The 24447-nt window shown below is 65.0% G+C and carries 23 protein-coding genes; 11 read left to right on the top strand and 12 right to left on the bottom strand.

Annotated features, from left to right (window positions below; all coding sequences use genetic code 11):
• Positions 1–63: 63 nt before the first annotated feature.
• Entirely contained in the window at positions 64–618 is a 555-nt protein-coding gene (locus tag ACIP0B_RS02135) for an acyl-homoserine-lactone synthase (RefSeq protein WP_400829446.1), read from the bottom strand.
• A 154-nt stretch (positions 619–772) separates the two neighbouring features.
• On the opposite strand from ACIP0B_RS02135, the gene ACIP0B_RS02140 reads away from it, so the two are divergent.
• The gene (locus ACIP0B_RS02140) at positions 773–1492 is read left to right on the top strand and encodes an autoinducer binding domain-containing protein (RefSeq protein ID WP_400829448.1); all 720 of its coding nucleotides are present in this window, start codon (positions 773–775) and stop codon (positions 1490–1492) included.
• A 486-nt stretch (positions 1493–1978) separates the two neighbouring features.
• Positions 1979–2479, top strand: coding sequence for a phosphate-starvation-inducible protein PsiE (locus tag ACIP0B_RS02145; RefSeq protein WP_085578714.1), 501 nt, complete (start codon positions 1979–1981; stop codon positions 2477–2479).
• On the opposite strand, the gene ACIP0B_RS02150 is transcribed toward ACIP0B_RS02145, so the two are convergent.
• The 3 genes from ACIP0B_RS02150 to ACIP0B_RS02160 form a co-directional block, all read right to left on the bottom strand.
• Positions 2476–2793 (bottom strand): DUF3509 domain-containing protein, encoded by a 318-nt coding sequence (locus tag ACIP0B_RS02150; protein WP_400829450.1) that lies wholly within the window; start codon positions 2791–2793, stop codon positions 2476–2478. The two genes, ACIP0B_RS02145 and ACIP0B_RS02150, sit on opposite strands and share 4 nt — an antisense overlap.
• Before the next feature lie 216 nt (positions 2794–3009).
• Positions 3010–4311, bottom strand: a complete 1302-nt coding sequence (locus ACIP0B_RS02155; RefSeq protein ID WP_400829452.1) for an HAAAP family serine/threonine permease — start codon at positions 4309–4311, stop codon at positions 3010–3012.
• 86 nt (positions 4312–4397) lie between these two features.
• A complete protein-coding gene (locus tag ACIP0B_RS02160; RefSeq protein WP_400829454.1) occupies positions 4398–5774 on the bottom strand; it encodes an L-serine ammonia-lyase in 1377 nt (458 codons plus the stop codon).
• Positions 5775–5909: 135 nt separating this feature from the next.
• On the opposite strand from ACIP0B_RS02160, the gene ACIP0B_RS02165 reads away from it, so the two are divergent.
• Together ACIP0B_RS02165 and ACIP0B_RS02170 are read left to right on the top strand one after the other, a co-directional pair.
• Positions 5910–6857: a LysR substrate-binding domain-containing protein gene (locus tag ACIP0B_RS02165; RefSeq protein WP_217893597.1), complete on the top strand. Its 948-nt coding sequence runs from the start codon at positions 5910–5912 to the stop codon at positions 6855–6857.
• A gap of 201 nt (positions 6858–7058) precedes the next feature.
• Positions 7059–7466, top strand: a complete 408-nt coding sequence (locus ACIP0B_RS02170; protein WP_085578725.1) for an HPF/RaiA family ribosome-associated protein — start codon at positions 7059–7061, stop codon at positions 7464–7466.
• A gap of 149 nt (positions 7467–7615) precedes the next feature.
• Here ACIP0B_RS02170 and fecA read toward each other — a convergent pair whose 3' ends face one another.
• From fecA to ACIP0B_RS02185, 3 genes are all read right to left on the bottom strand, one after another.
• Positions 7616–9949, bottom strand: a complete 2334-nt coding sequence (fecA, locus tag ACIP0B_RS02175; RefSeq protein ID WP_400829457.1) for a TonB-dependent Fe(3+) dicitrate receptor FecA — start codon at positions 9947–9949, stop codon at positions 7616–7618.
• Positions 9950–10062: 113 nt separating this feature from the next.
• Positions 10063–11001: a FecR domain-containing protein gene (locus ACIP0B_RS02180; RefSeq protein WP_400829459.1), complete on the bottom strand. Its 939-nt coding sequence runs from the start codon at positions 10999–11001 to the stop codon at positions 10063–10065.
• Positions 10998–11486 (bottom strand): sigma-70 family RNA polymerase sigma factor, encoded by a 489-nt coding sequence (locus ACIP0B_RS02185; protein WP_400829544.1) that lies wholly within the window; start codon positions 11484–11486, stop codon positions 10998–11000. Before ACIP0B_RS02185 ends, ACIP0B_RS02180 begins: the two co-directional genes overlap by 4 nt.
• Positions 11487–11663: 177 nt before the next feature.
• Between ACIP0B_RS02185 and ACIP0B_RS02190 the strand changes: the two genes are divergently transcribed.
• The 6 genes from ACIP0B_RS02190 to ACIP0B_RS02215 all read left to right on the top strand — a co-directional run bounded on the left by ACIP0B_RS02190 (position 11664) and on the right by ACIP0B_RS02215 (position 18104).
• Positions 11664–11969: a DUF3649 domain-containing protein gene (locus tag ACIP0B_RS02190; protein WP_400829461.1), complete on the top strand. Its 306-nt coding sequence runs from the start codon at positions 11664–11666 to the stop codon at positions 11967–11969.
• A complete protein-coding gene (locus ACIP0B_RS02195) occupies positions 11966–13555 on the top strand; it encodes a PepSY-associated TM helix domain-containing protein (RefSeq protein ID WP_400829463.1) in 1590 nt (529 codons plus the stop codon). The genes ACIP0B_RS02190 and ACIP0B_RS02195 overlap by 4 nt, the downstream gene beginning before the upstream one ends.
• Positions 13556–13882: a DUF3325 domain-containing protein gene (locus ACIP0B_RS02200; RefSeq protein WP_400829465.1), complete on the top strand. Its 327-nt coding sequence runs from the start codon at positions 13556–13558 to the stop codon at positions 13880–13882. It begins immediately after the preceding gene.
• A gap of 1 nt (position 13883) precedes the next feature.
• On the top strand, positions 13884–14450 hold the full coding sequence (locus ACIP0B_RS02205) for an RNA polymerase sigma factor (RefSeq protein WP_400829467.1): 567 nt from the start codon (positions 13884–13886) through the stop codon (positions 14448–14450).
• A complete protein-coding gene (locus ACIP0B_RS02210) occupies positions 14447–15436 on the top strand; it encodes a FecR family protein (RefSeq protein ID WP_400829469.1) in 990 nt (329 codons plus the stop codon). The genes ACIP0B_RS02205 and ACIP0B_RS02210 overlap by 4 nt, the downstream gene beginning before the upstream one ends.
• A gap of 238 nt (positions 15437–15674) precedes the next feature.
• Entirely contained in the window at positions 15675–18104 is a 2430-nt protein-coding gene (locus ACIP0B_RS02215; protein ID WP_400829471.1) for a TonB-dependent siderophore receptor, read from the top strand.
• Positions 18105–18276: 172 nt separating this feature from the next.
• Here ACIP0B_RS02215 and ACIP0B_RS02220 read toward each other — a convergent pair whose 3' ends face one another.
• The gene (locus tag ACIP0B_RS02220; RefSeq protein WP_085578739.1) at positions 18277–19152 is read right to left on the bottom strand and encodes an AraC family transcriptional regulator; all 876 of its coding nucleotides are present in this window, start codon (positions 19150–19152) and stop codon (positions 18277–18279) included.
• Between the two features lie 214 nt (positions 19153–19366).
• Here ACIP0B_RS02220 and ACIP0B_RS02225 point away from each other — a divergent pair, with 214 nt between their 5' ends.
• Positions 19367–20269, top strand: a complete 903-nt coding sequence (locus ACIP0B_RS02225; RefSeq protein WP_400829473.1) for a DMT family transporter — start codon at positions 19367–19369, stop codon at positions 20267–20269.
• A gap of 10 nt (positions 20270–20279) precedes the next feature.
• On the opposite strand, the gene ACIP0B_RS02230 is transcribed toward ACIP0B_RS02225, so the two are convergent.
• From ACIP0B_RS02230 to ACIP0B_RS02245, 4 genes are all read right to left on the bottom strand, one after another.
• The gene (locus tag ACIP0B_RS02230; RefSeq protein WP_400829475.1) at positions 20280–20783 is read right to left on the bottom strand and encodes a DUF2165 family protein; all 504 of its coding nucleotides are present in this window, start codon (positions 20781–20783) and stop codon (positions 20280–20282) included.
• 195 nt (positions 20784–20978) lie between these two features.
• A complete protein-coding gene (locus tag ACIP0B_RS02235) occupies positions 20979–21953 on the bottom strand; it encodes a 2-hydroxyacid dehydrogenase (RefSeq protein ID WP_400829477.1) in 975 nt (324 codons plus the stop codon).
• 701 nt (positions 21954–22654) lie between these two features.
• Positions 22655–23017, bottom strand: coding sequence for a DUF6124 family protein (locus ACIP0B_RS02240; RefSeq protein WP_400829479.1), 363 nt, complete (start codon positions 23015–23017; stop codon positions 22655–22657).
• A 316-nt stretch (positions 23018–23333) separates the two neighbouring features.
• Positions 23334–24302 carry a LysR family transcriptional regulator gene (locus ACIP0B_RS02245; RefSeq protein WP_085578749.1) on the bottom strand — a complete coding sequence of 323 codons (969 nt, stop codon included), beginning with the start codon at positions 24300–24302 and terminating at the stop codon, positions 23334–23336.
• Positions 24303–24447: the final 145 nt, after the last annotated feature.

Below are 24447 nucleotides of genomic sequence, written 5' to 3' on the forward strand. Positions count from 1 at the left end.
CACACCGACAGGAACCGTTGGGCTCGTTACAGCGGCTTGCTTGTTTTTTTGAGGCGTCGGGCGTCACTGCACCGTGATGCAGCAGGCGCCGAGAGTCCGGTTGTCCAGCATCCGCGGCGGCGCCAGCCATTTGAAGTCGATGCCGCCGCGCTTGAGCAGGCGGCCGACGGCGAGCGGGGACACCGACACCAGTCGGGACACGCCGCAGGTGCGGGCGTAGTCCAGGGTGGCCATGAACAGGCCCACGGTGTTCTCGTCGGACATCATCTGTTCGTCCCGGCCGGTCTGGGTGTCCAGGTCCAGGGAGGTGAAGCGCGACAGCTCCCAGATGTCGTCCCGGCACGGTGCGGGCACGTCGTCGAGCAACGAGGTGAACACCTCGCTCAACAGGTACGGCTGGGTGGTGGGCAGCAGGCGGGCGCAGCCCTTGATGGTGCCGCCATCCTCTTCGGCGACGATGTAGTGGGTGCCGCTGTGGTCGAACTGGTCGAACTCGAAGTCGGCGGGCGTCGACAAGTCCCAGCCGAGCCTTTCCACAAACACCTGATAGCGATAGTGCGCCAGGCGTTGACGCTCGACGGGCGTCAACTGGTCGTAACGTCCAGACAAGTAATCCATCACAGTTTCCTTTTAGTGATTGGGCTGGAGTTAATTAGAGGGCACTGCGAGTTCGCGAACTACCTGTCACCCTTGACAGCTATCGCAATATTTTGAAATATGTTATGGGCGCCGGCACGAAGCCGCATGCAATAAGTATGAGAAAGGAATCTCTATGTCGCACTGGCAGGCTGAACTGTTAGAGAAGGCTATGTCCGCCACGGATGTCGAAGTATTGTTCGACAATCTAACCAGCGTAGCCCGTCAGTTGGAATTCGATTACTTGGCTTACGGTTCGAGAAGACTTTTCCCGATCACCAAGCCGCGTCTTTTTCTCGTCAACAACTATTCGCCCGCCTGGCAGGCTGCCTATTCCGACAATCGTTACCTGGAAATCGACCCCTACGTCATCCGTGCGCTCAGAAGCGTCAAACCGGTGCTGTGGGACGCCGAGCTCAAGGCCCGGGCCCCGGAATTCTGGCAGGAAGCGCACCGCCACGGGCTCTCGGAAGGGTGGGGGCAAACGCTGCTCAACAGCGAGGCCCAGGGGCTGGTGACCTTCGCGCGCGGCAACCAGCCGATCACTGCGCTGGAGCTTGAGACCAAGCAGGCCGAGCTGTCCTGGCTGGCGCAGATCACCCACCTGGGCCTCACCCGGCTGCAGCTCATGGGCGCCGAATCGGTGCAGCCGGTGCCCATCGAACTGTCCCAGCGGGAGAAGGAAATCCTGCAGTGGACCGCCGACGGCAAGTCGTCGGACGACGTGTCCATCATCCTCGGCATCTCCAAGCGAACGGTCAATTTTCACATTAACCACTGCCTCAAGAAGCTGGGGTGCCAGAACAAGATCGCGGCGGCGGTCAAGGCCTCGCTCATGGGATTGTTATGGAATTAATGTTAAGTGCCGCACAGTTTTATGGCGGCGCCGATAATGTGATCTTTCCGCTGCGTCAAATCGGTGCATGCCGAAACTAACTATTGGACGCTTGATCAGTTCTTTATTGAATAAACTTATGCCGCAAACGTATTGGCTGTCGGATGTCATGTAACCGTAAGCCGAATGAAGTTACCGCTTCACAATTAATCAGGCCCGTCGCGATGTAAATATTTGTAATGGGAATCGGCGTTGCGCCGAACGCCGGTTCAAGTTCGCTGCACATGTTTGAAGAATGCGGCGCAGTGTTTCGGCCATCCCCTTTTGCCTCTTCCGGCAACGCCTTTCGTTTCGCCCCCGCATGGTGCGACCAAACGCCACGGCGCAGGTTTCCCCGCCGCTCGCCATGATGCGTGGCCTTGTTTCTGCATGGCAGGGGACGCGTGCAGAAAAACCGTCATGTCCACCCCGCATCATCCGCTCGTACCGGGCTAAGGAAACATCACCGTGAAAATCAACTGGGCCGAGAAACTGCGGCAAAACGTGCATCAGCTGGCCGAGTCCCTGGGCAACCTCTTCGTCGAGACCTTCCACTACCTGGCGCTGTTCGCCATCGGCGCGGTGACCGCCTGGGCGGCGGTGATGGAATTTCTCACGATGGTCGAAGAGGGCCACATCAAGATCGACGACATCCTGCTGCTGTTCATCTACCTGGAACTGGGGGCGATGGTCGGGATTTACTTCAAGACCAACCACATGCCGGTGCGTTTCCTGATCTATGTGGCGATCACCGCGCTGACCCGGTTGCTGATCTCCAACGTCTCGCACCACAACCCGCCGGACATGGGCATCATCTACCTGTGCGGCGGGATTCTGCTGCTGGCGTTCTCGATCCTGGTGGTGCGCTACGCCTCCTCGCAGTTCCCGTCGGTGAAGATCGAGCACCCGCACCGCAAGACCGGCGCAGGCTCCGGCGAGCATCCGGAAGTCGAGAAGGGCGAGCTCTAAAGCCGGGTCGCCGGCCGTGCCGGACTTTGGCGCCGGTGCGGCGGCGGGGGAAGGGGATCGCCGTGGGTCATCGCTTCGAGAATGGCCATGGCGCTGTGGCCCTGCTCGATGGCGATGCCGAACTGAATGCTCTGCACCAGATGCCTGAGGCGTTTGGGGTCGTTGCGCTGGTCGGCGCTGATCATGCGCTTGGCCGCGACCCGGCCATTTTGGGAGAGGGTCAGCATGATGCTGCCGTCCAGGCCCTGAATGCTCAGGTTGATCTGATAGTCCGGCGCGAAGGCATCGGTAATGATCTGAAAGGGATTGTCCATGATGCGTCACCGCCTGATTGAACGTGCAGTTGTTGACCGGTCGTGGCCGGGTTGGTTCGCCCTGCCAGACCATCGGCATGTCGCTCGCTTGCGTTTGCAAAGTCCGTTTGCAGCGCAAGGGCGGTAGCAAGGGACATGCCGGAACGCGTGCCGAACAATGTCCACGGCCAAAAAGAAGGCGAGCCCGGGGCTCGCCTTCTTTTTGCGTGGCCCGTTTCAGGGCAGGAACGAATAGATGATCGCCGACAGTGCAATCAGGCCGATCAGCACGACGAACACGTTCGACAGCGGGCCCGAATATTGGCGCAAGGCTGGCACGCGGCGGATGGCGTACATCGGCATCAGGAACAGCAGGCAGGCGATCACCGGTCCCCCGAGGGTTTCGATCATCCCCAGGATGCTCGGGTTGAACGTCGCCACGGCCCAGCAACTGAGGATCATGAACAGCGCGGTCGCACGGTTCAGCCAACCGGCCGACACCGCCCGGCCGCGGCCGCGCAGGCTCTTGACGATCATGCCCTGGAAGCCTTCGCTGGCGCCGATGTAGTGGCCGAGGAAGGACTTGGTGATCGCCACCAGCGCAATCAGCGGCGCGGCGTACGCGATGACCGGGGTCTGGAAATGGTTGGCCAGGTACGACAGGATCGAGATGTTCTGCGCCTTGGCCGCCGCCAGGTCCGCCGGCGACAGCGCCAGCACGCAACTGAAGCAGAAGAACATCACCGTCACCACCATCATGCCGTGGGCCATGGCCAGGATGCCGTTGCTCTTGCGTTCGGCCTGGGCGCCGTAGCGCTGTTTCTGGTCGAGGGCGAAGGCGGAAATGATCGGCGAATGGTTGAACGAGAACACCATCACCGGGATCGCCAGCCACAGGGTCTTGAGGAACACCGACGCGGGCATGGCGTCCTGGGCGCTGGCGAAGAAGGCGCCGTTCCAGTTCGGGATCAGGCTCAGGCCGAGCAGCAGCAAGGCGGCGACGAACGGATAGACCAGCACGCTCATGGCCTTGACGATCACGCCCTGGCCGCAGCGCACGATGGCCATCAGGCCGAGGATCAGCCCCAGCGACAGCACGGCGCGCGGTGGCGGGGCGATGTGCAGCTGGTGTTCGAGGAAGCTGCTCAGGGTGTTGGTCAGCGCCACGCTGTACACCAGCAGGATCGGGAAGATCGCGAAGAAATACAAAAGGGTGATCAGTTTGCCGGCGCCGGTGCCGAAGTGTTCCTCCACCACTTCGGTGATGTCGCCGCAGCGTCCGGACAGCACGAAGCGGGTCAGGCCGCGATGGGCGAAGAAAGTCATCGGGAAGGCCAGCAGCGCCAGGATCAGCATCGGCCAGAAGCCGCCGACGCCGGCGTTGATCGGCAGGAACAGCGTGCCGGCGCCGATCGCCGTGCCGTACAGGCCCAGCATCCAGGTGGTGTCGGCCTTGCTCCAGCCCTTTTGGGTGGTTTCGGTGTGGCGTGTGAGGTCTGCAGCGGGGTGTTCGGCAGCGGGTGTACGTACATCGGTCATCGTTTTTGCCTCGTTATTATTCTTGCTCGGGCTCACGGTTGGCCGGCCGCGCGAGGCGGCCGGCCGGGGCGGTCAGGGGAGGCGCGTCAGCACTCCACCCAGCTCACGGCCAGGCCGCCCCGTGAAGTCTCTTTGTACTTGTCATGCATGTCGGCGCCGGTGTCGCGCATGGTGCGGATCACCCGGTCGAGGGAAATGAAGTGTTTGCCGTCGCCGCGCAGGGCCATCTGCGTGGCGTTGATCGCCTTCACGGCGGCGATGGCGTTGCGCTCGATGCACGGCACCTGCACCAGGCCGCCGACCGGGTCGCAGGTCAGGCCGAGGTTGTGCTCCAGGCCGATCTCGGCGGCGTTCTCCAGTTGCTCCGGGGTGGCGCCGAGCACTTCGGCCAGGCCCGCAGCCGCCATGGCGCAGGCCGAACCGACTTCGCCCTGGCAGCCGACTTCGGCGCCGGAGATCGAGGCGTTTTTCTTGCACAGGATGCCGACGGCGGCGGCCCCCAGGAAGAACGCGACCACGTCGTCGTCCGACGCCTGCGGGTTGAATTTCATGAAGTAGTGCAGAACCGCGGGAATGATCCCTGCCGCGCCGTTGGTGGGTGCGGTGACCATGCGCCCGCCGGCGGCGTTCTCTTCGTTGACGGCGAGGGCGAACAGGTTGACCCATTCCATCGCCGACAGCGTCGAACTGATCACGTTGGGCTTGCCGATCTCCAGCAGGCTGCGGTGCAGTTTCGCCGCACGGCGGGGCACGTTCAGGCCGCCGGGCAGTACGCCTTCGTGGCTCAGCCCTTGCTCGACGCACTCGCGCATCACCGACCAGATGTGCAGCAGGCCCTGGCGGATCTCGGCGTCGCTGCGCCAGGCCCGTTCGTTGGCCATCATCAGCTCGGACACCCGCAGGTTGTGCTGCTTGCACAGCGCCAGCAGTTCCACGGCGCTGGAGAAGTCGTAGGGCAGGGTCACCTCGCCGGCCGCTGCCGCGCCGGACTCGACCTCGGCCGCTTCGACGATGAAACCGCCGCCCACCGAGTAGTACGTTTGGCTGAACAGCTCGCCCGTCGCGGCAAAGGCTGTCAGCGACATGGCGTTGGGGTGGTAGGGCAGGCTCTCGTCCAGCAGCAGGAGATCGTGTTGCCAGTTGAAGGCAATCGACCGTTGGCCGCCGAGGGACAGTTGGCCGGTCTCGCGCAGCCGCTGGATGCGCGGTTCGATGGTGCCCGGGTCGATGCTGTCCGGCCATTCGCCCATCAGGCCCATGACGCTGGCGCGGTCGGTGGCGTGGCCGACGCCGGTGGCGGACAGCGAGCCGTACAGGCGCACTTCCACCCGCTCGACATCGTTGAGCAGGCGACGGTCGGTCAGGGCCTGGGCGAAGGTCGCGGCGGCGCGCATCGGGCCGACGGTATGGGAACTGGACGGACCGATGCCGACTTTGAACAGATCGAAAACACTGATAGCCATGCTAAACCCTTACAAGCAATGGAGTAGGAATCGCTGCCATTTTTTGTAGGACAAGCGCAATGTCGGCGATACTGCCTGCCTCGGTTCGACGTGACCAACGAAACTTCCTAAGAAAGCCTTTAGCAGGACTAAACCATGAGTCGTCAATTGCATGCCCAGACTTACGTCTGGCTGCAGGTGTTTTCCTGTGCCGCCCGGCACCTGTCGTTCACCCGCTGCGCGGAGGAGCTGCACATCACGCCGGGGGCGGTGAGCCAGCAGATCCGCCAACTGGAGGAGCGCCTGGGGCTGCGCCTGTTCCATCGCCGGGCCCGGGGCGTGGAGCTCAGTGCCGAGGGCCAGCGGCTGGCGATGACGGTCAACGAGGCCTACGGCAGCATCGACGCGGAGCTGCGGCGGCTCGATGCGGGCATGATCAGCGGGATCCTGCGGGTGCGCTCGATTCCCTCGTTCCTCAGCAAATGGCTGACGCCGCGCCTGCCGCGCCTGCAGCAGCGCTACCCGGACATCCAGCTGCGGCTGGTGGCGGAGGACAGCAGCGTGCCGCTGCACGAAGGGGACTTCGACCTGGCCATCGACCTGAACGACGGCAGCTATCCGGGGCTGTTATCCACAGCCCTGCTCGACGAGCAGATCTTTCCTGTGTGCGCGCCGGGCCTGCTGCGCGGGCGGCCGCCGCTGCACGGTCCGGCGGATCTGGTGCATTTTCCGTTGCTGCACGACATCACCGCCTGGCGCGGCAGCTACGAATACGCGGAATGGGAGTTCTACCTCGACGCCATCGGCTTCGAAGGCGCCGATGTGCGGCGTGGGCATACGTTCAACCGCAACCACCTGACCATCGAGGCGGCCATCGCCGGGATGGGGGTGGCCATCGCCCGGCGCACCCTGCTCAACGACGAACTGGAGCGGGGCACGCTGATCGTGCCGTTCGGCCAGTCGGTGCCCAACCACAAGCGCTACGTGCTGCTGTACGCGCCGGGTGCGCTGAGCCATCCGGGCGTGCGCGCGGTGCATGACTGGCTGGTGGAGGAGGCGGGGATTTTCCGGGGCCTGCACCCGTTGAACGACGGGAGTTTGTGACCGGATTTTTCGGCAAGGCAGGCCGAGGCAATTCCCGACCATACCAGTGCTTTTGCCCGTTGTCCGGCTTTTTTTGCGTACGGATATTTATCTTTTTCAGGGGGTTGAAATGTTCGGCGCACGGGCCGATTGTTGTCATCAAGGGGTCACGGAAATCCTGTTCCGGGCCTCTTGAGAGCAAGCTGAAATAAGGGATGAACTATGCAAATCCAAGTCAACAGCGACAACCATGTTCAAAGCAGCAAGCGACTGGAGGAGTGGGTACGTACAACCATTGAGAGCACGCTCGAACGTTATGAGGAAGACCTGACCCGCGTCGAAGTTCACCTGGGTGACGAGAACGGCGACAAGCCCGGTCCCCATGACATGCGCTGCCAACTGGAAGCGCGGCCAAAAGGCCATCAACCGATTTCCGTGACCCACAAAGCCGATACGCTGGAACAGGCGATCGAAGGGGCCAGCACCAAACTGGAACATGCACTGGAGCACCTGTACGGCAAGCTGCGGGCCAAACGCGCCAATGTGGTGAGGCTCGAACGCGGCACCCACGCCGACCGGCTGCTGGAGGAAGAATTCCTGGAGAACGAACAGGCAGCGATCAACGGCTGATCCGCTGATTCACCTATCCACCCAATGAAAACGGGCCTGCGATTGCAGGCCCGTTTCGTTTTGTCCGGCGGTCGATAGCGCGCCTGTGGCGAGGGAGCTTGCTCCCGCTGGGGCGCGCAGCGGCCCTGAAAGCCATTCAACGCGCAGGATCAGAACGCCACGGAAGTCTGCACATACACCGTGCGCGGCTCGCCCACGTACTTGCCCTTGTTGTTGTCGTCGAACGAGCGGGTGAAGTACTGGGTGTTGAAGAGGTTCTTCACGCCCACCGCCACGTTGAGGTCCGACAGCTGCGGGCCGAAGTCGTAGCCGGCGCGGCTGCTGAACAGCATGTAGCCGGGGATCTTGCCGGTGCTGCCGTCGGCGCTCTCCTTCGAGGTGTTGGCGTTGTCGGCGAACTGGTCGCTCTGGAAGCTGCTGTCGAGGTTGAGCTTCCACGGCCCTTCGGTGTAGCCGATGCCGAGGGTGCCCTTGTGCCGGGACGAGAACGGCACGCGGTTGCCCTTGTTCGGCCCGTCTTCGCGGATGGTCGCGTCGACGAAGGCGTAGGTGGCGTAGACGTCGAAACCGGCCAGCGCCGGGCTCAGGGCGTCGAGGGCGTAGTTGACGCTGGTCTCGATGCCCTGATGGCGGGTCTCGCCCCGGGCGATCACCGAATCGTTGGTCTGGTTGCTTTCGTACTGGTTGTCGAAGTTGATCAGGAACGCACCGATTTCCGCCCGCAGCGCGCCGTTGTCGTAGCGGGTGCCCAGTTCCCAGGTGCGGGCCTTTTCCGGTTTCACCTCGCCGCTGCTTACGCGGTTGGGCATTTGGCTGTACTGCACGCTGCCGAACGAGCCTTCGGTGTTGGCGTACAGGTTCCAGGTGTCGGTCAGGTGATACAGCACGTTCAGCGCCGGCAGCGCGGTGTTGTAGTCGCCCTTGTATTTGACGTCGGTCAGGTTGTTGGTCTGCTGCGAGTCGATCATCTCGTAGCGCACGCCCGGCGTGATGGTCCATTTGCCGATGTCGATGCGGTCGTCGACGAAGAACGCATGGGCTTCGGTGCCGCCGCGGGTGTCGCGGTCGTTGCGGCTGTCGGTGGTCGGGTACTGGTTGCTGGCGATCGGCGTGCGGTAGCGCAGCTCGTGGCCGGCCTCGTTGATGTAGCGGTAGCCGACGCCGACCTCATGGCTGGTAGGCCCCAGGTCGAAGCCCTGGGCGAAACGGGTCTCCAGCCCCCGCACCCAGTATTCGCGCGGCGACAGCGAGAGGAACGTGCCCTGATCCAGGTAGCCGCTGCGCAGGGTCTTGGTGAAGAAGGTGTTGGCGGTGAACTCGCGGCGGTCTTCCTGATAGCGGTAACCGAAGTTGAACATCGTGCGCCGGCCCCAGAATTGATCCTTCGGGCGGGTCGACTGATAAGGGTCGGCATCGTAGTCGGCGACGTTGAGGCCGCCGGGCATGTCGGCCTTGCCCTCGTAGTACTGGGCCATGGCGTTGAAGCTGTTGGCCTCGTCGAGCTGGTACTTGCCCTTGAGGATCAGGTCGTCGATCTCGGTGTCGCTGTGTTCGCGCCAGTCGCCGCCGCGGGTGCCGGAGTACAGCAGCGCGCCGCCGAGGCCGTTTTCATTCGTGCCGCCGGCCAGGAGGTTGGCGCTGGTCTTGAAGCCGTCATGGCTGGACGACGGGCTGGTCTCGGTCTGGAAACCGCCCTTGACCGTCGGCGCGTCCGGAATCGCCCGGGTGACGAAGTTGACCACGCCGCCGACGTTCTGCGGGCCGTAGCGCACCGCGCCGCCGCCGCGCACCACGTCCACGGCGTCCATGTTGCCCATGCTCACCGGGGCGAACGACAGCTGCGGCTGGCCGTAAGGGGCGAAGGGCACCGGGATCCCGTCCATCAGCACCGTCGAGCGCGCCGCCAGGCGCGGGTTGAGGCCGCGGATGCCGAAGTTCAGCGCCATGTCGTGGCTGCCGGTGCCGTTGTTCTCCGGCGCGTTGACGCCGGGGATGCGGTTGAGCACGTCGCGGGCCTGGGTCGCGCCCTGGCGTTCGAACGCTTCGCGGCGGATCACGTCGCGGGCGCCGGGGTGCTCGAACACGTTGACCTGCGCCGCGTCGCCCAGCCAGTCGCCGACCACCTTGGAGGTGTCCAGCTCCAGCGCCGCATCGCTCGACGGTTGCAGGCTGAAGGCGTTGCCGCCTTCGGCGCGGGCTTGCAGGCCGGTGCCTTCGAGCAGGGCGTTCAGGCCTTGTTCGGGCGTGTAGCTGCCTTCCAGGCCACGGCTTTGCACGCCGCTGGTGACTTGCGAACCGAACGAAATCAGCACTCCGGCCTCACGGCCGAACTGGTTGAGGGCGTTCTCCAGCGACGACGGCGCGATGTGGTAGGCCTTGGCGTCGGCGGCCTGCGCGAGGGGCAGGCCGCCCAGGCTCAGGCTGGCGCCCAGTACGAGGTTGCGCAGGGTGCGGGCCAAAGGCGTGAGGCGGGTGGGGTGCATGGATGACGGTCCTGAGAAGGGTGAATCGAGGGGGCTTTCCTTCTCTGTCACGCCAGATCCGAAAAACGGCTCATGTCTTTTCGAAATTTTTTCTGCCTGTGCGGCGAGGGCGTTCAGGCCTTGGCTTCGACGCTGACCCAATAGCGGGTGAAGCGCCTCACTTTCACCGGCAGGCTGATCTGCAGCAGGTCGAGGATCCGTTCGCTGTCGTCCAGCGGATAGGTGCCGGAGATCAGCAGGTCGGCGACCTTGCTGTCGCAATGCAACTGGCCGCGCCGGTAGCGGCCCAGTTCATCGAGGAAATCGCCCAGGCGCATGTGCGCCGCCACCAGCATGCCGTCGGCCCAGGCGCCGCTGTTGGCGTCCAGCGGTTGCGCTGCGCCGACCGAGGCGTCGCCGAAGCTCAGCTGTCGGGCGACCGGCAGCGGCACCGGCGCACGACCGGCGGCGGTCAGTTCGACCTGGCCTTCGAACAACGCCACCTGCGTGCGGTCGGCGAACTGGCGCACGTTGAGCCGCGCGTCCCTGGCCGTCAGCAGGCCGTGGGCGGTCTGCACTTCAATGGCGCGGGCGGCGGTCAGCAGCATTTCGCCTTCCAGCAGGCGGATGCGTGGTTGCGGGCCGTTGGCCCGGACATCGACGGCGCTGGCGGTGTTGAGCTGCAACTGGCCGCCGGACGGCAGGGCGATCCGGCGTCGTGCGCCGACCGGGGTGCGGTAGTCGGCCAGCAGCGACGGCAGGGGATTGTGCTCGCGCATGCCCCAGGTGAGGGCGGAGCCGGCCCCCAGCAACAGCAGCAACTTGAGCGCCTGACGTCGCCCGGCGGAGCGCGGTGCGTTCAAGGCAGCGTGGGCCAGCGGCGAGGACAGCCCGCGCAGGCGGGCATTGACCCGCTGGATGTGCTCCCAGGCGCGGCGGTGTTCGCTGTGGGCCTCGAACCATTGCTGCCAGGCCTGTTGCCGGCGCGGATCGAGCGGGCCTTGCTGCATTTCCAGCAGCCAGTGGACGGCCTGTTCGGCGACCTGCGAAGAGAAATCCGTCGGCGGGTTCATAGGGCGAAATAGCAGCGCAGGGCCGCCTTGTTCAGGTGACGCTTGACCGTCGCCACGGAAATCCCGAGTTCGGCGGCGATCTGCGGGTAGGTCAGGCCATCGACCTGGGCCAGCAGAAAGGCACGTTTGACCGCACGCGGCAGGCCGTCGAGCAACCGGTCCAGTTCTTCCAGGGTCTGCAGGATGACGGCTTTCTCTTCTTCCGAAGGCGCGAGAACCTCAGGCATCTGCGCGAGGGTTTCGCGGTAGGCGCGCTCGATGTCCTGGCGGCGGTAGTGATTGAACAGCACGCGTTTGGCCAGCGTGGTGAGAAAGGCCCGTGGCTCGACGATCACCGGCTGCTCGCGGGCGGTCAGCACCCGGATGAAGGTGTCCTGGGCCAGGTCGGCGGCACTGTCCGGGCAGCCGAGCCGGCGCCGCAGCCAGCCGGTGAGCCAGCCGTGGTGGGCCTGGTAGAGCGATTCGACGGGATGGGCGGACGACAACGGCATCACTCCGGACGCACTGTGCGCGTATCAGGAAACAAGAATGGTTCGCATTGTATGAGGGGTTGACTGCATACGGCAATCAACCTCTTTTGCACATGAGAATATTTATCATTAATATTGTTCGCCAGTTGATCCGGCATTTCGGCCGGACGTTTTTCGTTTCAGGGTCGAAACATGAAAAGCAAACTCGCCGCACTTCCCATGTCCTATCGCTTGGCCGTCACCTCAAGGGTGCTGGCGGCGGTGTTTGGCGGCTATCTGGTCGCGGCGCTGGCCAGCGTCACGCTGACGTTGTGGCTGCCGCTGAACCGTGGCGAAGCCGTGGTGACCGGCATGACCGTTTCCTTCCTCGTGTACCTGGTGGCCGTGCTCTGGTGCTTCGCCTGCCGCACCGCGTGGTCGGCGTGGGTGGGGCTGCTGGCGCCGAGTGTGATTCTGGCGACGGTCTCCGGTGTCGCCCGTGGACTGGGCTACGTATGAAGGAAGGTTTCCGGCAGTCGATGGCCTGGCTTCACACCTGGAGCGGACTGCTGTTCGGCTGGCTGCTGTTCGCGATTTTCCTGACCGGCACCCTGGCCTACTTCAAGGACGAGACCAGCCGCTGGATGCAGCCGGAGATCCCGGTGCGCGCGCTGGACACCCCCGCGAGCCTGGCCTTGGCCCAGGACTATCTGCAACACCATGCCGCCGACGCTTCGCGCTGGGTGATCGATCTGCCCGACGCCCGGGATCCCGGCCTGAATGTGCGCTGGCAACAGGCGCCGGCCGCTCCCGGCGAGCGCGGCCGTTTCAACCGGGCGACCCTGGACGCGCAGACCGGTGCCGCCGTACAGCCCCGGGAGAGCGCGGGCGGCGAGTTCTTCTACCGCTTCCACTTTCAGCTGCAGATGCCGTACCCCTGGGGCCGCTGGCTGGCGACCGCCGCCGCCATGGTGATGTTCATCGCCTTGATCAGCGGAATCGTCACCCACAAGAAAATCTTCAAGGACTTCTTCACCTTCCGCCCGCGCAAGGGCCAGCGCTCGTGGCTCGACGGCCACAACGCGGTGGGCGTGCTGGTGCTGCCGTTCCATCTGATGATCACCTACAGCAGCCTGGTGATCTTCATGTCGATGGTGATGCCGGCCAGCATTCTGGTGACGTACGGCAGCAACCTCAGCGCCTTCTACGAGGAGGTCATGCCGGAAACGCCGCTCCCCGCGCGTTCCGGCCAGCCGGCGGCTCTGCCGGCGCTGGCGCCGCTGCTGCAGCGCGCCGCCGAGCATTGGCCGGGCGGCCACGTGGCGCGGGTGACGGTCAGCCATCCCGGCGATGCCAACGCGGCGGCGGTGCTGTCGCGGGCCACCGCCGATCAGGTGGTGTACGACTACGGCAATGACCTGACCTTCAACGCCGTGACCGGGCAACGGCTCGGCAAGACCCCGGACACGCCGCTGCCGATGGCGGTCGCCGGCGGCTTCTACGGTCTGCACATGGGCCAGTTCGCTACGCCGTTGCTGCGCTGGCTGTATTTCGTCTGCGGGTTGGCGGGCACGGCGATGATCGGCACCGGACTGGTGATCTGGCTCGGCAAGCGCCAGCTCCAGCACGCCAAACGCGGTGCGGTGCCGTTCGAGCTGCGGCTGGTGCGGGTGCTGAACATCGCCAGCATGGCCGGCCTGGTGACGGCGGTGGCGGTGTTCTTCTGGGCCAACCGGGCGCTGCCGCTGGACCTGTCCGCAAGGGCGGGCTGGGAAGTGAACGCCTTCTTCATCGCCTGGGGGCTGAGCGTGGTGCATGCTGCGCTGCGCTCCGGGCGCAAGGCCTGGGTCGAGCAACTGAGCCTGGCCGCCGTGCTGTTTGCGACGCTGCCGCTGCTCGATTGGGCCACGGCAGGCCGTTATCTGGGCGCTGCGCTGGAACAGGGCGACTGGACGCTGGCCGGGTTCGACCTGACGTGCCTGGCCGCCGGTCTCTTCCTGGGCTGGGCGGCGCGGAAGATGCAGCGTACCGGGCTCGCCGCCAGTGCCGTCAGGCCCCGTCGCGAAGCGGCCCGTCCGCCTGCGCTCGAACAGGGGACGAACTGAATGCTGGCGACCTTCCTGCTGTGCTACGGCGGCTTCACGGCCCTGTGCCTGTCGATGGCGCGTCACCATGACGATCTGCTCGGCGGCAAGCCCTCCTCGCGTCGCCGCCAGGGCCTGAAACTGGCCGGGTGGGGGCTGCTGGGCCTGTCGCTGTGGTCGGCGGTGGCCGGCAAGGGCTGGGGTTTCGGCCTGGTGGACTGGTTCGCCGTGCTGATGGCCAGTGCGCTGGCGCTGGTGTTTCTGTTGCCGTACCGCCCGCGCCTGGCATTGGCGCTGTCCGGGCTGGGCCTGTTCGCCAGTCCGTTCGCCGCCTGGGCCTTGAACTGACATGCTGATCGGCCTTCCGCCGGACGCCCGCGACGACGAACCGCGCGGGGCACGGGCGCATTTTCTCCAGGTGTTCCTGTCCCAGCGGTCGCAGATGGAGGCCCTGGTGAACCGGCGCGTCGGCTGCCGGGCGACGGCGGCGGATCTGGTGCAGGATCTGTTCCTGCGGTTCTGGCGCCGGCCGCTGGTGCAGGTCGAAGAGCTGAGCACCTACCTGTTGCGGTGCGCCGGCAACATCGCCATCGACCATCTGCGCAGCGAAGGCGCGCGGCTGCGGCACAGCGAAGGCTGGCAACCGGACGAGGCGGCCGGCAGCGGCAGCGAGCCCCAGGCGGCGCTGGAGGCGGGCAACGATCTGCGCCATGTCGAGGCGGCCTTGCGCGCCTTGCCCGAGCGCACCCGGCAGATCTTCTTGCTCAACCGCATCCATGGGCGCAAGTACGCCGAGATCGCCAAAGCCATGGGCCTGTCCCAAAGCGCCGTGGAAAAACATATGATGCGCGCCCTCGAGGCCTGCAAGGCCAGCCTGCGCGAACCCGCGCCACGCACGCCAGGGAAAGCACCGTGAACACCACCGACCGCGTCGCGCCGACGCCCGCCCAGGAACAGGAGGCCCTCGCCTGGCTGAGCCTGCTGCACGACCGCCCCAGCACCGGCGACCAACTCACGTTCAGCCGGTGGCTGCATGCCGACCCCGCACACGCCGAGGCCTATGCCCAGGCGCAGGTGGTCTGGGAAATGAGCGAAGGGCCGGCGCGTACGCTGGCCGACGAAGAGGCGCTGGCGTTGCAGGGCTATCTCGACGCCATGGACCGCCCGCGCCGCGCACCGTTGCGGCGATGGGCCGGGGCGCTGGCGATGGCCGCGTGCCTGGTGCTGATGATCGGCCTGGGCGGCGGCTGGCAGCCGCAGCGCTGGGTCGATGACCTGGGCGCGGACTATGTCTCGGCCCCCGGTGAGATCCGCACGGTGACGCTGGCCGACCGATCGCAAGTGACCCTGGACGCCGACAGCGCCATCGCCGTGGACTTCAGCGGTGGCGAGCGGCATGTGCGAGTGCGTCGGGGCGCCGGGTTCTTCAGCGTGACCCACACCGGCGAGCCGTTCGTGGTCGATGCCGAACAGGGGCAGGCGCGGGTGCTCGGCACCCAGTTCGAAGTGCGCCTGCAACCGCACGGTGCGCAGGTCACGGTGCTGTCCGGGCGGGTCGGCGTGACGGCGGGCCGGGAGGCACCGCAGCAGATTCTCACCGCCGGCCAGCAAACGGCCTACGCCAACGGCACCGCCCAGCCCCTGCGGGCGGTGGACAGCGAAGCGCAGTTGGCCTGGCGCCAGGGCTGGCTCAACTACTACAAGGCGAGCCTGGCTGATGTGGTGCAGGATCTGCGGCGCTACTACCCCGGTCGGATCCTGTTGCTCGATGACGGGCTGGCCGCGCGCAAGGTCAGCGGCAGTTTCCCGAGCAGGGATCCGCAGGCGGTGCTCGATTCCCTGCAAGGGGTGTTGGGGTTCGAGCAGCATCGGATCCTTGGGCAACTGATCATCCTGCGCTGAGGCTGCCGGCCTCATCGCTTGCAGGCAAGCTCCTACAGGGTTCTACGGTGCACGGGGATCCTGCGGACACCCGGGATCCCTTGTGGGAGCCAGCCTGCTGGCGATGGCGTCCGTGCGGCCAACGCATCCCCCGAAAATATTTTCAGAAAACCGGTGAGGTAGATCCGAACGCCAACCGTGTAGTGACAGAAACTGCGAGTCATTCGCATCCGTAGCGGTTCTACACAGGTCATGAGCAATGAAGTCCAGGGCAAAGTCGGGTTCGGTCAAACAGTGGTTCAGCGCGTCTGCATTGAGTTTTTCGGCATTGGCCTTGCTGCCTTCGGGCGTGGCGCTGGCCGCCGACGCCGTCGGCAGCCAGTTGCTGCCGTCGTTCAGTTTCAACCTGGCGGCCAAGCCGCTGCCCCAGGCCTTGAGCGACTTCAGCCGCCTGACCGGGCAGAGCGTGGTCTACACCGATGAGGCGCCCTACGGCCTCACCGCGCCGGCGGTCAACGGCCGGATGAGCGCCGAACAGGCCCTGCAACGCCTGCTCAGCGGCTCCGGCATGACCTTCCGCCGCACCGACAGCCACACCCTGGCGCTGGAGCCGGCACCCACCGAAGGCGCGCTGAACCTCGGCGCCACCACCATCACCTCGGTGGCGGACGCGCCCATGAGCTACCAGCCGCCGGCCACCAGTTCGGTGATGCGCTCGTCCGCTTCGCTGCAGGAGATTCCCCAGACCGTCAACGTGATCCCGGCCCAGGTCATCCGCGATCAGGCGCCGCGCAACCTCGACGACGCGCTGGCCAACGTCAGCGGCATCACCCAGGGCAACACCCTGGGCAGCACCCAGGATTCGGTGATGACCCGCGGCTTCGGCGACAACCGCAACGGCTCGATCATGCGCGACGGCATGCCGCTGGTGCAGGGCCGTGGCATGAACGCCACGGTGGACCGGGTCGAAGTGCTCAAGGGGCCGGCCTCTTTGCTGTACGGGATTCAGGATCCGGGCGGGGTGGTCAACCTGGTCAGCAAGAAGCCGGAGCTCACGCCGTACAACGCCCTGACGCTGCGCGGCTCCACCTACGGCGACGGCAAGAACGGCAGCGGCGGCGGCTTCGACAGCACCGGCGCGCTGGGCGAGTCGGGCCTGGCCTACCGCATGGTGCTGGACCATGAGGACGAAGACTACTGGCGCAACTTCGGCACCCATCGCGAAACCCTGGTCGCGCCGTCGCTGGCCTGGTTCGGCGAGCGCACCAAACTGCTGTTCGCCTACGAGCACCGGGAATTCCTCACCCCGTTCGACCGCGGCACGCTGATCGACCCGCGCACCAACCACCCGCTGGACATCTCGCGCAACGAGCGGCTGGACGAGCCGTTCAACAACATGGAAGGCCGCTCCGACCTCTACCATTTCGAGGCCGACCACGAACTCAACGACGACTGGAAAGCCCACTTCGGCTACAGCTGGAACCGCGAGACCTACGACGCCAGCCAAGTGCGGGTGACCGCCATCGACACCAAGAAGGGCACGCTGACCCGCAGCATGGACGGCACCCAGAACGCGATCAGCACCGACCGCTTCGCCACCGCCAGCCTCGAAGGCAAGGTCAACGTGCTGGGCATGCAGCACGACCTGGTGTTCGGCGTCGACGACGAGTACCGCAAGATCTACCGCGAAGACCTGATCCGCCAGAAAAGCCTGAGCACCTTCAGCTACGTCAACCCGGTGTACGGCCGCGAGGTCGCGGGCACCACCGTCAGCCCGGCGGACTCGGCCCAGACCGACCTGCTGCGCAGCGATTCGGTGTTCGTGCAGGACTCGATCCACCTCGACGACCAGTGGATCCTGGTGGCCGGCGGGCGCTTCCAGACCTACGACCAGTACGCCGGCAAAGGCGTGCCGTTCAAGGCCAACACCGACAGCAACGGCCAGAAATGGGTGCCGCGCGCCGGGCTGGTCTACCGCTACACCGACGCGCTGTCGTTCTACGGCAGCTACACCGAATCGTTCAAGCCCAACTCGACCATCGCCCCGCTGAGCGGCAGCAGCACCGTGCTCGACGGCAGCATCGCGCCGGAAGAGGCCAAGTCCTGGGAGCTGGGGGCGCGCCTCGACATGCCGGGCCGCATCACCGGCAACGTCGCGCTGTTCGACATCAAGAAACGCAACGTGCTGGTGGCCAACGCCGAAGGCCCGACCACGATCTACAGCGCCGCCGGCGAAGTGCGCTCAAGGGGGCTTGAAGTGGATCTGACCGGCCAGTTGAACGACCGCTGGAGCCTGATCGGCAGCTATGCCTACACCGACGCCGAGGTCACCAAGGACCCGGACTACCAAGGCAACCGCCTGCAGAACGTGGCGAAGAACACGGGGTCGCTGTCGGCGGTGTACGACTTCGGCAGCGTGATCGGCGGCGATCAGCTGCGGGTCGGCGCCGGTGCGCGGTACGTCGGGGAGCGGGCGGGCAACGCGGTGAACGACTTCGAACTGCCGAGCTACACCGTGGCGGATGCCTTCGCCACCTACGACACGAAACTGGACGGGCAGAAGGTCAAGTTCCAGCTTAACGTGAAGAACCTGTTCGACCGCACCTACTACACCTCGGCGGCGAGCCGGTTCTTTGTGTCGATGGGGGATTCGCGGCAGATCTCGCTGTCGAGCACCCTGGAGTTCTGACCCGCGGCCGCGTCATCGTTCATCGCGGACAGGCTCGCTCCCGCAGGGATCGGCTGGGCAGGGATGCCTTCACAGGGGACTGGCTGGACGCACGTGTTTGCGACCGCCGCGGACCAATGTGGGAGCGAGCCTGCTCGCGATGAGGCCCGCTCAAGCAACAGCGATCCACCGCCTAACGCAGGAACGCCTGACGATACTCACCGGGCGTTGCGCCGATCACCTGGCGGAACCGGTTGGTGAAGTGGCTGGCGCTGGCGAAGCCGCACGCCAGCGCGATCTCGCCCAGCGGCAACCCCGTCCCCCGCAGCAGCTCCCGCGCCCGGCCCAGGCGCCGCGCCAGCACGTACTGGTGCGGCGGCAGGCCGAAGCTTGTCCGGAACATCCGCGCAAAGTGGTATTCGGACAAGGCGCACAGCCCCGCCAGTTGCCCGAGGCTGATGGGATCGCCCAGGTGGCTGTCGATGAAGCCCACCAGCAGCCGCCGCTGATGCGGCGCCAGCCCGCCCTTGAGGCGCAGCCCCGAACGCGCGCCGACCTGGCTGAGCAAGGTGTGGCTGATCAGTTCGTGGGCCAGGCTGCTGGTCAGCAGGCGCTCGCCGGGCTCGTCCCAGTCGAGGGTGAGCAATTGCCGAAAGCGCAAGGCTTGCTGCGGATCGTCCAGGAAGGTCTGCTCGCGCAACTGCATCTCCCGTGGCTCGCGGTCGAGCAGGGTGACGCAACCGAGCGCGAACTGCTCGGCGCTGAAATACAGGTGGGCCAGGCGGATGTCGCCGTTGATCACCCAGCCGGACTCGTGGTCGGCCGGCAGGATGCACAGCTTGTCCGGTGCGCCCTTGTTGCCGGGCTGGCCGCGGCGGAAGGTGCCGGTGCCGCCGGCGATGTAGCAGGACAGGGTGTGGTGGCTGGGCGCCTCGTACTCCTGGGCGTCGTGGTGATTGCTCCACAGCGCGGCGGACAAGCCGTCCCCGAGCTCGGCGCTGTGCTCCAGGCGAGCGTTCGGCGAGCGGCTGAGGGCTTTGAAGACTTGCAGGGTATCGAGTGCGGCCATGTTCGGTTCTCTCCAACGCCTTGCATCCTACTCCGTGGCGCCGGCGCTGCCAGCCCGTCGCCGGACAAAAGCGCAAGTTTATGCAAGCGGCCCCGCAACGGATGCCGCACGCTGAGCTCCTGCGTTGCGCAGACCCTGTGGGGCTGCGATCCGTCGGGGGCGGCTTCGCGCCCCAGCGCGAGCAAGCTCGCTCGCCACATCAGGAGAGTCCGCCATGAACCTTTCGCTGTACCTGCTGACCGTGCTGATCTGGGGCACCACCTGGATCGCCTTGAAATGGCAATTGGGCGTGGTGGAGATCCCGGTGTCGATCGTCTATCGCTTCGGCCTGGCGGCGCTGGTGCTGTTCGCCCTGTTGCTGCTCAGCCGCCGTCTTCAACCGATGAACCGGCGCGGGCATTTGATCTGTGTGGCGCAGGGGCTGTGCCTGTTCTGCGTCAATTTCATGTGCTTTCTGACGGCCAGCCAATGGATCCCCAGCGGCCTGGTCGCCGTGGTCTTCTCCACCGCGACCTTGTGGAACGCGCTCAACGCCCGGGTGTTCTTCGGCCAGCGGATCGCCCGCAACGTGCTGACGGGCGGCGGGCTCGGCCTGCTCGGGCTGGGGCTGCTGTTCTGGCCGGAGCTGGCCGGCCACCACGCCAGCCCGCAGACCTTGCTCGGCCTGGGGCTGGCCCTGTGCGGCACCTTGTGCTTCTCGGCGGGCAACATGCTGTCGAGCCTGCAGCAGAAGGCCGGCCTCAAGCCGCTGACCACCAACGCCTGGGGCATGGCCTATGGCGCGGCGATGCTGTCGCTGTGGTGCCTGGTCAAGGGCATCCCGTTCGGCATGGAATGGACGCCGCGCTACATCGGCGCGCTGCTGTACCTGGTGATCCCGGGCTCGGTGATCGGCTTCACCGCCTACCTGACGCTGGTCGGGCGCATGGGCCCGGAACGCGCCGCCTATTGCACGGTGCTGTTCCCGGTGGTGGCGCTGAACGTCTCGGCGTTTGCCGAGGGCTATCAGTGGACGGCACCGGCGCTGGCCGGCCTGGTGCTGGTGATGCTGGGCAACGTGCTGGTGTTCCGCAAACCCAAGCCTGCGACCGTCGCGTTCGCCAAGCCTGCGCATTGAAACAACCGCCTCAGTTGTCGACTTTCAATACCAGATAGATCAACGCCGGTATCAGGAAGTCGACAATGCTCTGCGCCCACTTCATGGCGTTCCAGTCTTCGGACTGATCCATGTCGAACCATTCGTTGCCTATGACCTGAAGGCAGAAGTAATAAACGAACAGTCCCACCAGGAAACCAAGTACGGCATATTTCTTGGCTTCGTGAAATTGCTCAGGCGATGCGTCCAGTTGTTTGTAAAGTTGATAGCAGCCGAGCAGGCAAGATGAAGTGAAGATGGTTTCCAGGGTCATGATCATCCAGTAGATCCGGTGGTGCATCATCTCCGAGGTGATGGCCCGGTACTGCAGATGGCTGTTGGTGGTGTCCATGCTGAGGATGTGGCCAAGGTATATGTAGTTCGACTGATAGTCGGTCAAGTTGCTGAAGACAATCAGCACGCCAAATACTCCGACCATTAAGACAATGGCGATCTTGCTTCTTCTGATGATTTGAGCGGTTGTGAGCGTTCCCACTTTTTATTCTCCGTATATGGCGCCATTCCATTGAATGGGGCGATAGGCGGAAGTCTATAGAGGCAGGAAAGATAACGGGGAAAGAGTGGTTTTCAAGTTGTGTGATTAATTGCTCGGCTCAATTAACGATACAGACTTCGATTGAACCGGCGGCACCAGGGCCTGGCGGTTTTGCGCAAGCCCTGGCGGTGGGGATCAGCCTCTCCAGACCTGCGGATTCACCAGATCCTGCGGTCGTTCGCCCAGCAGCGCGCTGCGCAGGTTGGCCAGCGCCCGGTTGGCCATCGCTTCGCGGGTTTCGTGGGTGGCCGAGCCGATGTGCGGCAGTGTCACGGCGTTTTTCAGCTGGAACAGCGGGGATTCGGCCAGCGGTTCCTTTTCGTAGACGTCCAGGCCGGCACCGCGGATGCGGTTGTTCTGCAGCGCTTGGATCAGCGCCGGCTCGTCCACCACCGGACCTCGGGAAATGTTGACCAGAATCGCGCCCGGCTTCATCAGCGCCAGTTCGCGGTGGCTGATCAAGTGGCGGGTCTGGTCGCTGAGCGGCACCACCAGGCACACGAAGTCCGCTTCGGCGAGCAGTTGATCCAGGCTGCGGAACTGCGCGCCCAGCTCTTGCTCAAGCGCGGTCTTGCGGCTGTTGCCGCTGTAGAGGATCGGCATGTTGAAACCCAGCCGTCCGCGCCGGGCCACGGCGGCGCCGATGTTGCCCATGCCGACGATGCCCAGGGTCTTGCCGTGCACGTCGCAGCCGAACAGCGGGGCGCCGACGCTGGCCTGCCACTGGCCGGCCTTGGTCCAGGCGTCCAGTTCGGCGACGCGGCGGGCGCTGGCCATGATCAGGGCGAAGGCCAGGTCGGCGGTGCTTTCGGTGAGCACGTCCGGGGTGTTGGTGAGCATGATCCCGCGTTCGTTGAAGTAGGCCAGGTCGTAGTTGTCGTAGCCGACCGACACGCTGGAGACCACTTCCAGCTTCGCCGCGTGTTCCAGCTGGGCCTTGCCGAGCTTGCGGCCGACGCCGATCAGGCCGTGGGCGTGGGGCAGGGCTTCGTTGAACTGGGCGCCGATGTCGCCGTTCTTCGGGTTGGGCACGATGACGTCGAAGTCCTGTTGCAGGCGTTCGATCATGGGCGGGGTGATGCGGCTGAAGGCCAGGACGGTTTTTTTCATTGCTTTGGGCTCGGCGGGGCGGGATTGCTGAGCACGCTAACATTTCTGTTTTGGGTTGTCTTGGAGGGCTCTGGGGGTTGGGGTTTTGGGTTTGGGTGAATATCCGTTTCTGCGGGTGTTGCCGCTGGCGGTTCCGCCCTTACGGCGGGTCACTTTTGGCAAACGCCCGGAATGCCGGCCCAGCCAAAAGTAACCAAAAACGCTGGCCCCGGCGTACGGCCCCTCGCTAAGGCTCGGGGTTCCTTCGCTCCGGGATTCATCCGGGGGCATCGGCTACGGTTTGCTTCGCTGCACCTCCTTCCGATGTGTTTGGCTGCGCCAAACGGCGCTGCGCGCCTGTCCCCGGATGAACCCCTCCGCTCAGCCTTCCGAAGGGGCCGGCAGATCAAGATCAAAAGCGAGGCGAGCTGACACTCGGCCTTTTGAGACGCACGCCACGGCGGCCTGACAGCCGACCCATTTCTGACGGTCCAACCCAATTCCTTGTGGGAGCTGGCTTGCCAGCGATGGGGCCGGCACTGCCGACATCTGTGGTGACTGACCCACCGCCATCGCCGGCAAGCCGGCTCCCACAGGTTTTTGTGGTGTGCCTGGATTTTGTGGGCACCGGGATACTTGTGGGAGCCAGCCTGCTGGCGATGGCGGCCTGCCAGCCAACCCATCCCTAACTGATGTGCTCAGCCCGCTCCCACAAAGGGGAATCAACTGTGCCCCGGCTGAACCTTCACATTGTCCAGCACCCGGTTCACCGACAGCCCCGCCAGCATGATCACCTGCTGGATCGCCAGGATCGTGTCGCGCTGCTCCGTGCCCAGTTGCTGGGCCAGTTGGCTGGTCAGGGTGCCCGCCGAGGCCAAGGAGGCGCTGGCGTGCACCAGCAGGCTTTCGTCGTCCATGGCCGGGTCGACCATGAACATGCGGCCCGGACGGCGGGCGGAAGGCTGGGAGGGGTTGAGGTAGTGGTCGAGCGCACGTTCGGCGGCGTCGTGGAGTTTTCGCGAATCGGTGGATTCGTAAGGGGAGGTGCTGTCGGCGGCGGGTGGGTTCGGTGTTGGTTTGAACATGGCAAAGATCCTTAGGAGGGGGTGGAGCTGCCATCTCCCGTTTTCCAGGCGAAAGGGTGGCAGCTGTACGCGGACTGGAAAAACCGGAAAGGATCAAACCCGGCAGACCCGAAGGTCTCCCACGTACAGCTGCCATAACGAAGCCGAAAAGCGCCGCATTATGTCATGTGGTTCGATCCTGAACTTCGGGTTTTCCAGGCCCGGTCACTGAATCTGTCAGCGACCCCCAAAGCCTATCCAGCGCATTTCCGACCGACAACCGTCAAAACCTGTCGGAAACATCCGCGCAAACCACCCCGTCTGTAGGACGCCGAACTCAGTTCGCCAGCCGCACGCCGCCCAGGCTGCCGCTCATTTCGTAGGCCGCCAGTTCCGCCTGGTGCGCCGAGAGGATCTCCGGCAGCGAGCCGCGCAGGTACTCGACCCAGGTCTTGATCTTCGCGTCCAGGTACTGGCGCGACGGGTAGATGGCGTACAGATTCAGCTCCTGGGAGCGGTAGTTGGGCATCACCCGCACCAGCGAGCCGTTGCGCAACGCTTCGATGGCGGCGTACACCGGCAGCACGCCGATGCCCATGCCGCTGATGATCGCGGTCTTCATCGCATCGGCGGAGTTCACCAGGAACGGCGAGCTGTTGATGGTCACCATCTCCTGGCCTTCCGGGCCGTCGAAGGCCCATTTCTCCAGGGGGATGACCGGGCTCACCAGGCGCAGGCAGGCGTGGTTGAGCAGGTCGCTGGGCTTCTGCGGGCAGCCGTTGGCCTTCACGTAGGCGGGCGAGGCGCAGACGATGCTGTAGGTGATGCCCAGGCGCTGGGAGACGAAACCGGAGTCCGGCAGTTCGCTGGCCAGCACCAGGGACACGTCGTAGCCCTCGTCGAGCAGGTCCGGCACGCGGTTGGCCAGGGTCAGGTCGAAGGTCACGTCCGGGTGGGTCTTGCGGTAGCGGGCGATGGCGTCGATGACGAAGTGCTGGCCGATGCCGGTCATGGTGTGGACCTTGAGCTGCCCGGCCGGGCGCGAGTGGGCGTCGCTGGCCTCGGCTTCCGCCTCTTCCACGTAGGCCAGGATCTGCTCGCAGCGCAGCAGGTAGCGCTTGCCGGCCTCGGTCAGGGCGATGCGCCGGGTGGTGCGGTTGAGCAGGCGGGTTTGCAGGTGGGCCTCAAGGTTGGAGACCGCGCGCGAGACGTTGGCCGTGGTGGTGTCGAGCTGCACGGCGGCGGCGGTGAAACTGCCGGCCTCGGCCACGCAACTGAAGGCACGCATGTTTTGCAATGTGTCCATGGGGTGCTCTCAAGGGAGATGGCAAATTGTGACATGAAGTTTCAAAGGCGAGACCCCCGACTTAGGGATTATCTCGTTAACGGTAACAAAGATTCACAGGAATCCCAGCTTATCGCGGTCCGGGCGCCCTCATAGAATTGCGCCG

This window comes from Pseudomonas sp. NPDC089534 (assembly GCF_044749305.1).
GTDB lineage: Bacteria > Pseudomonadota > Gammaproteobacteria > Pseudomonadales > Pseudomonadaceae > Aquipseudomonas > Aquipseudomonas ekonensis.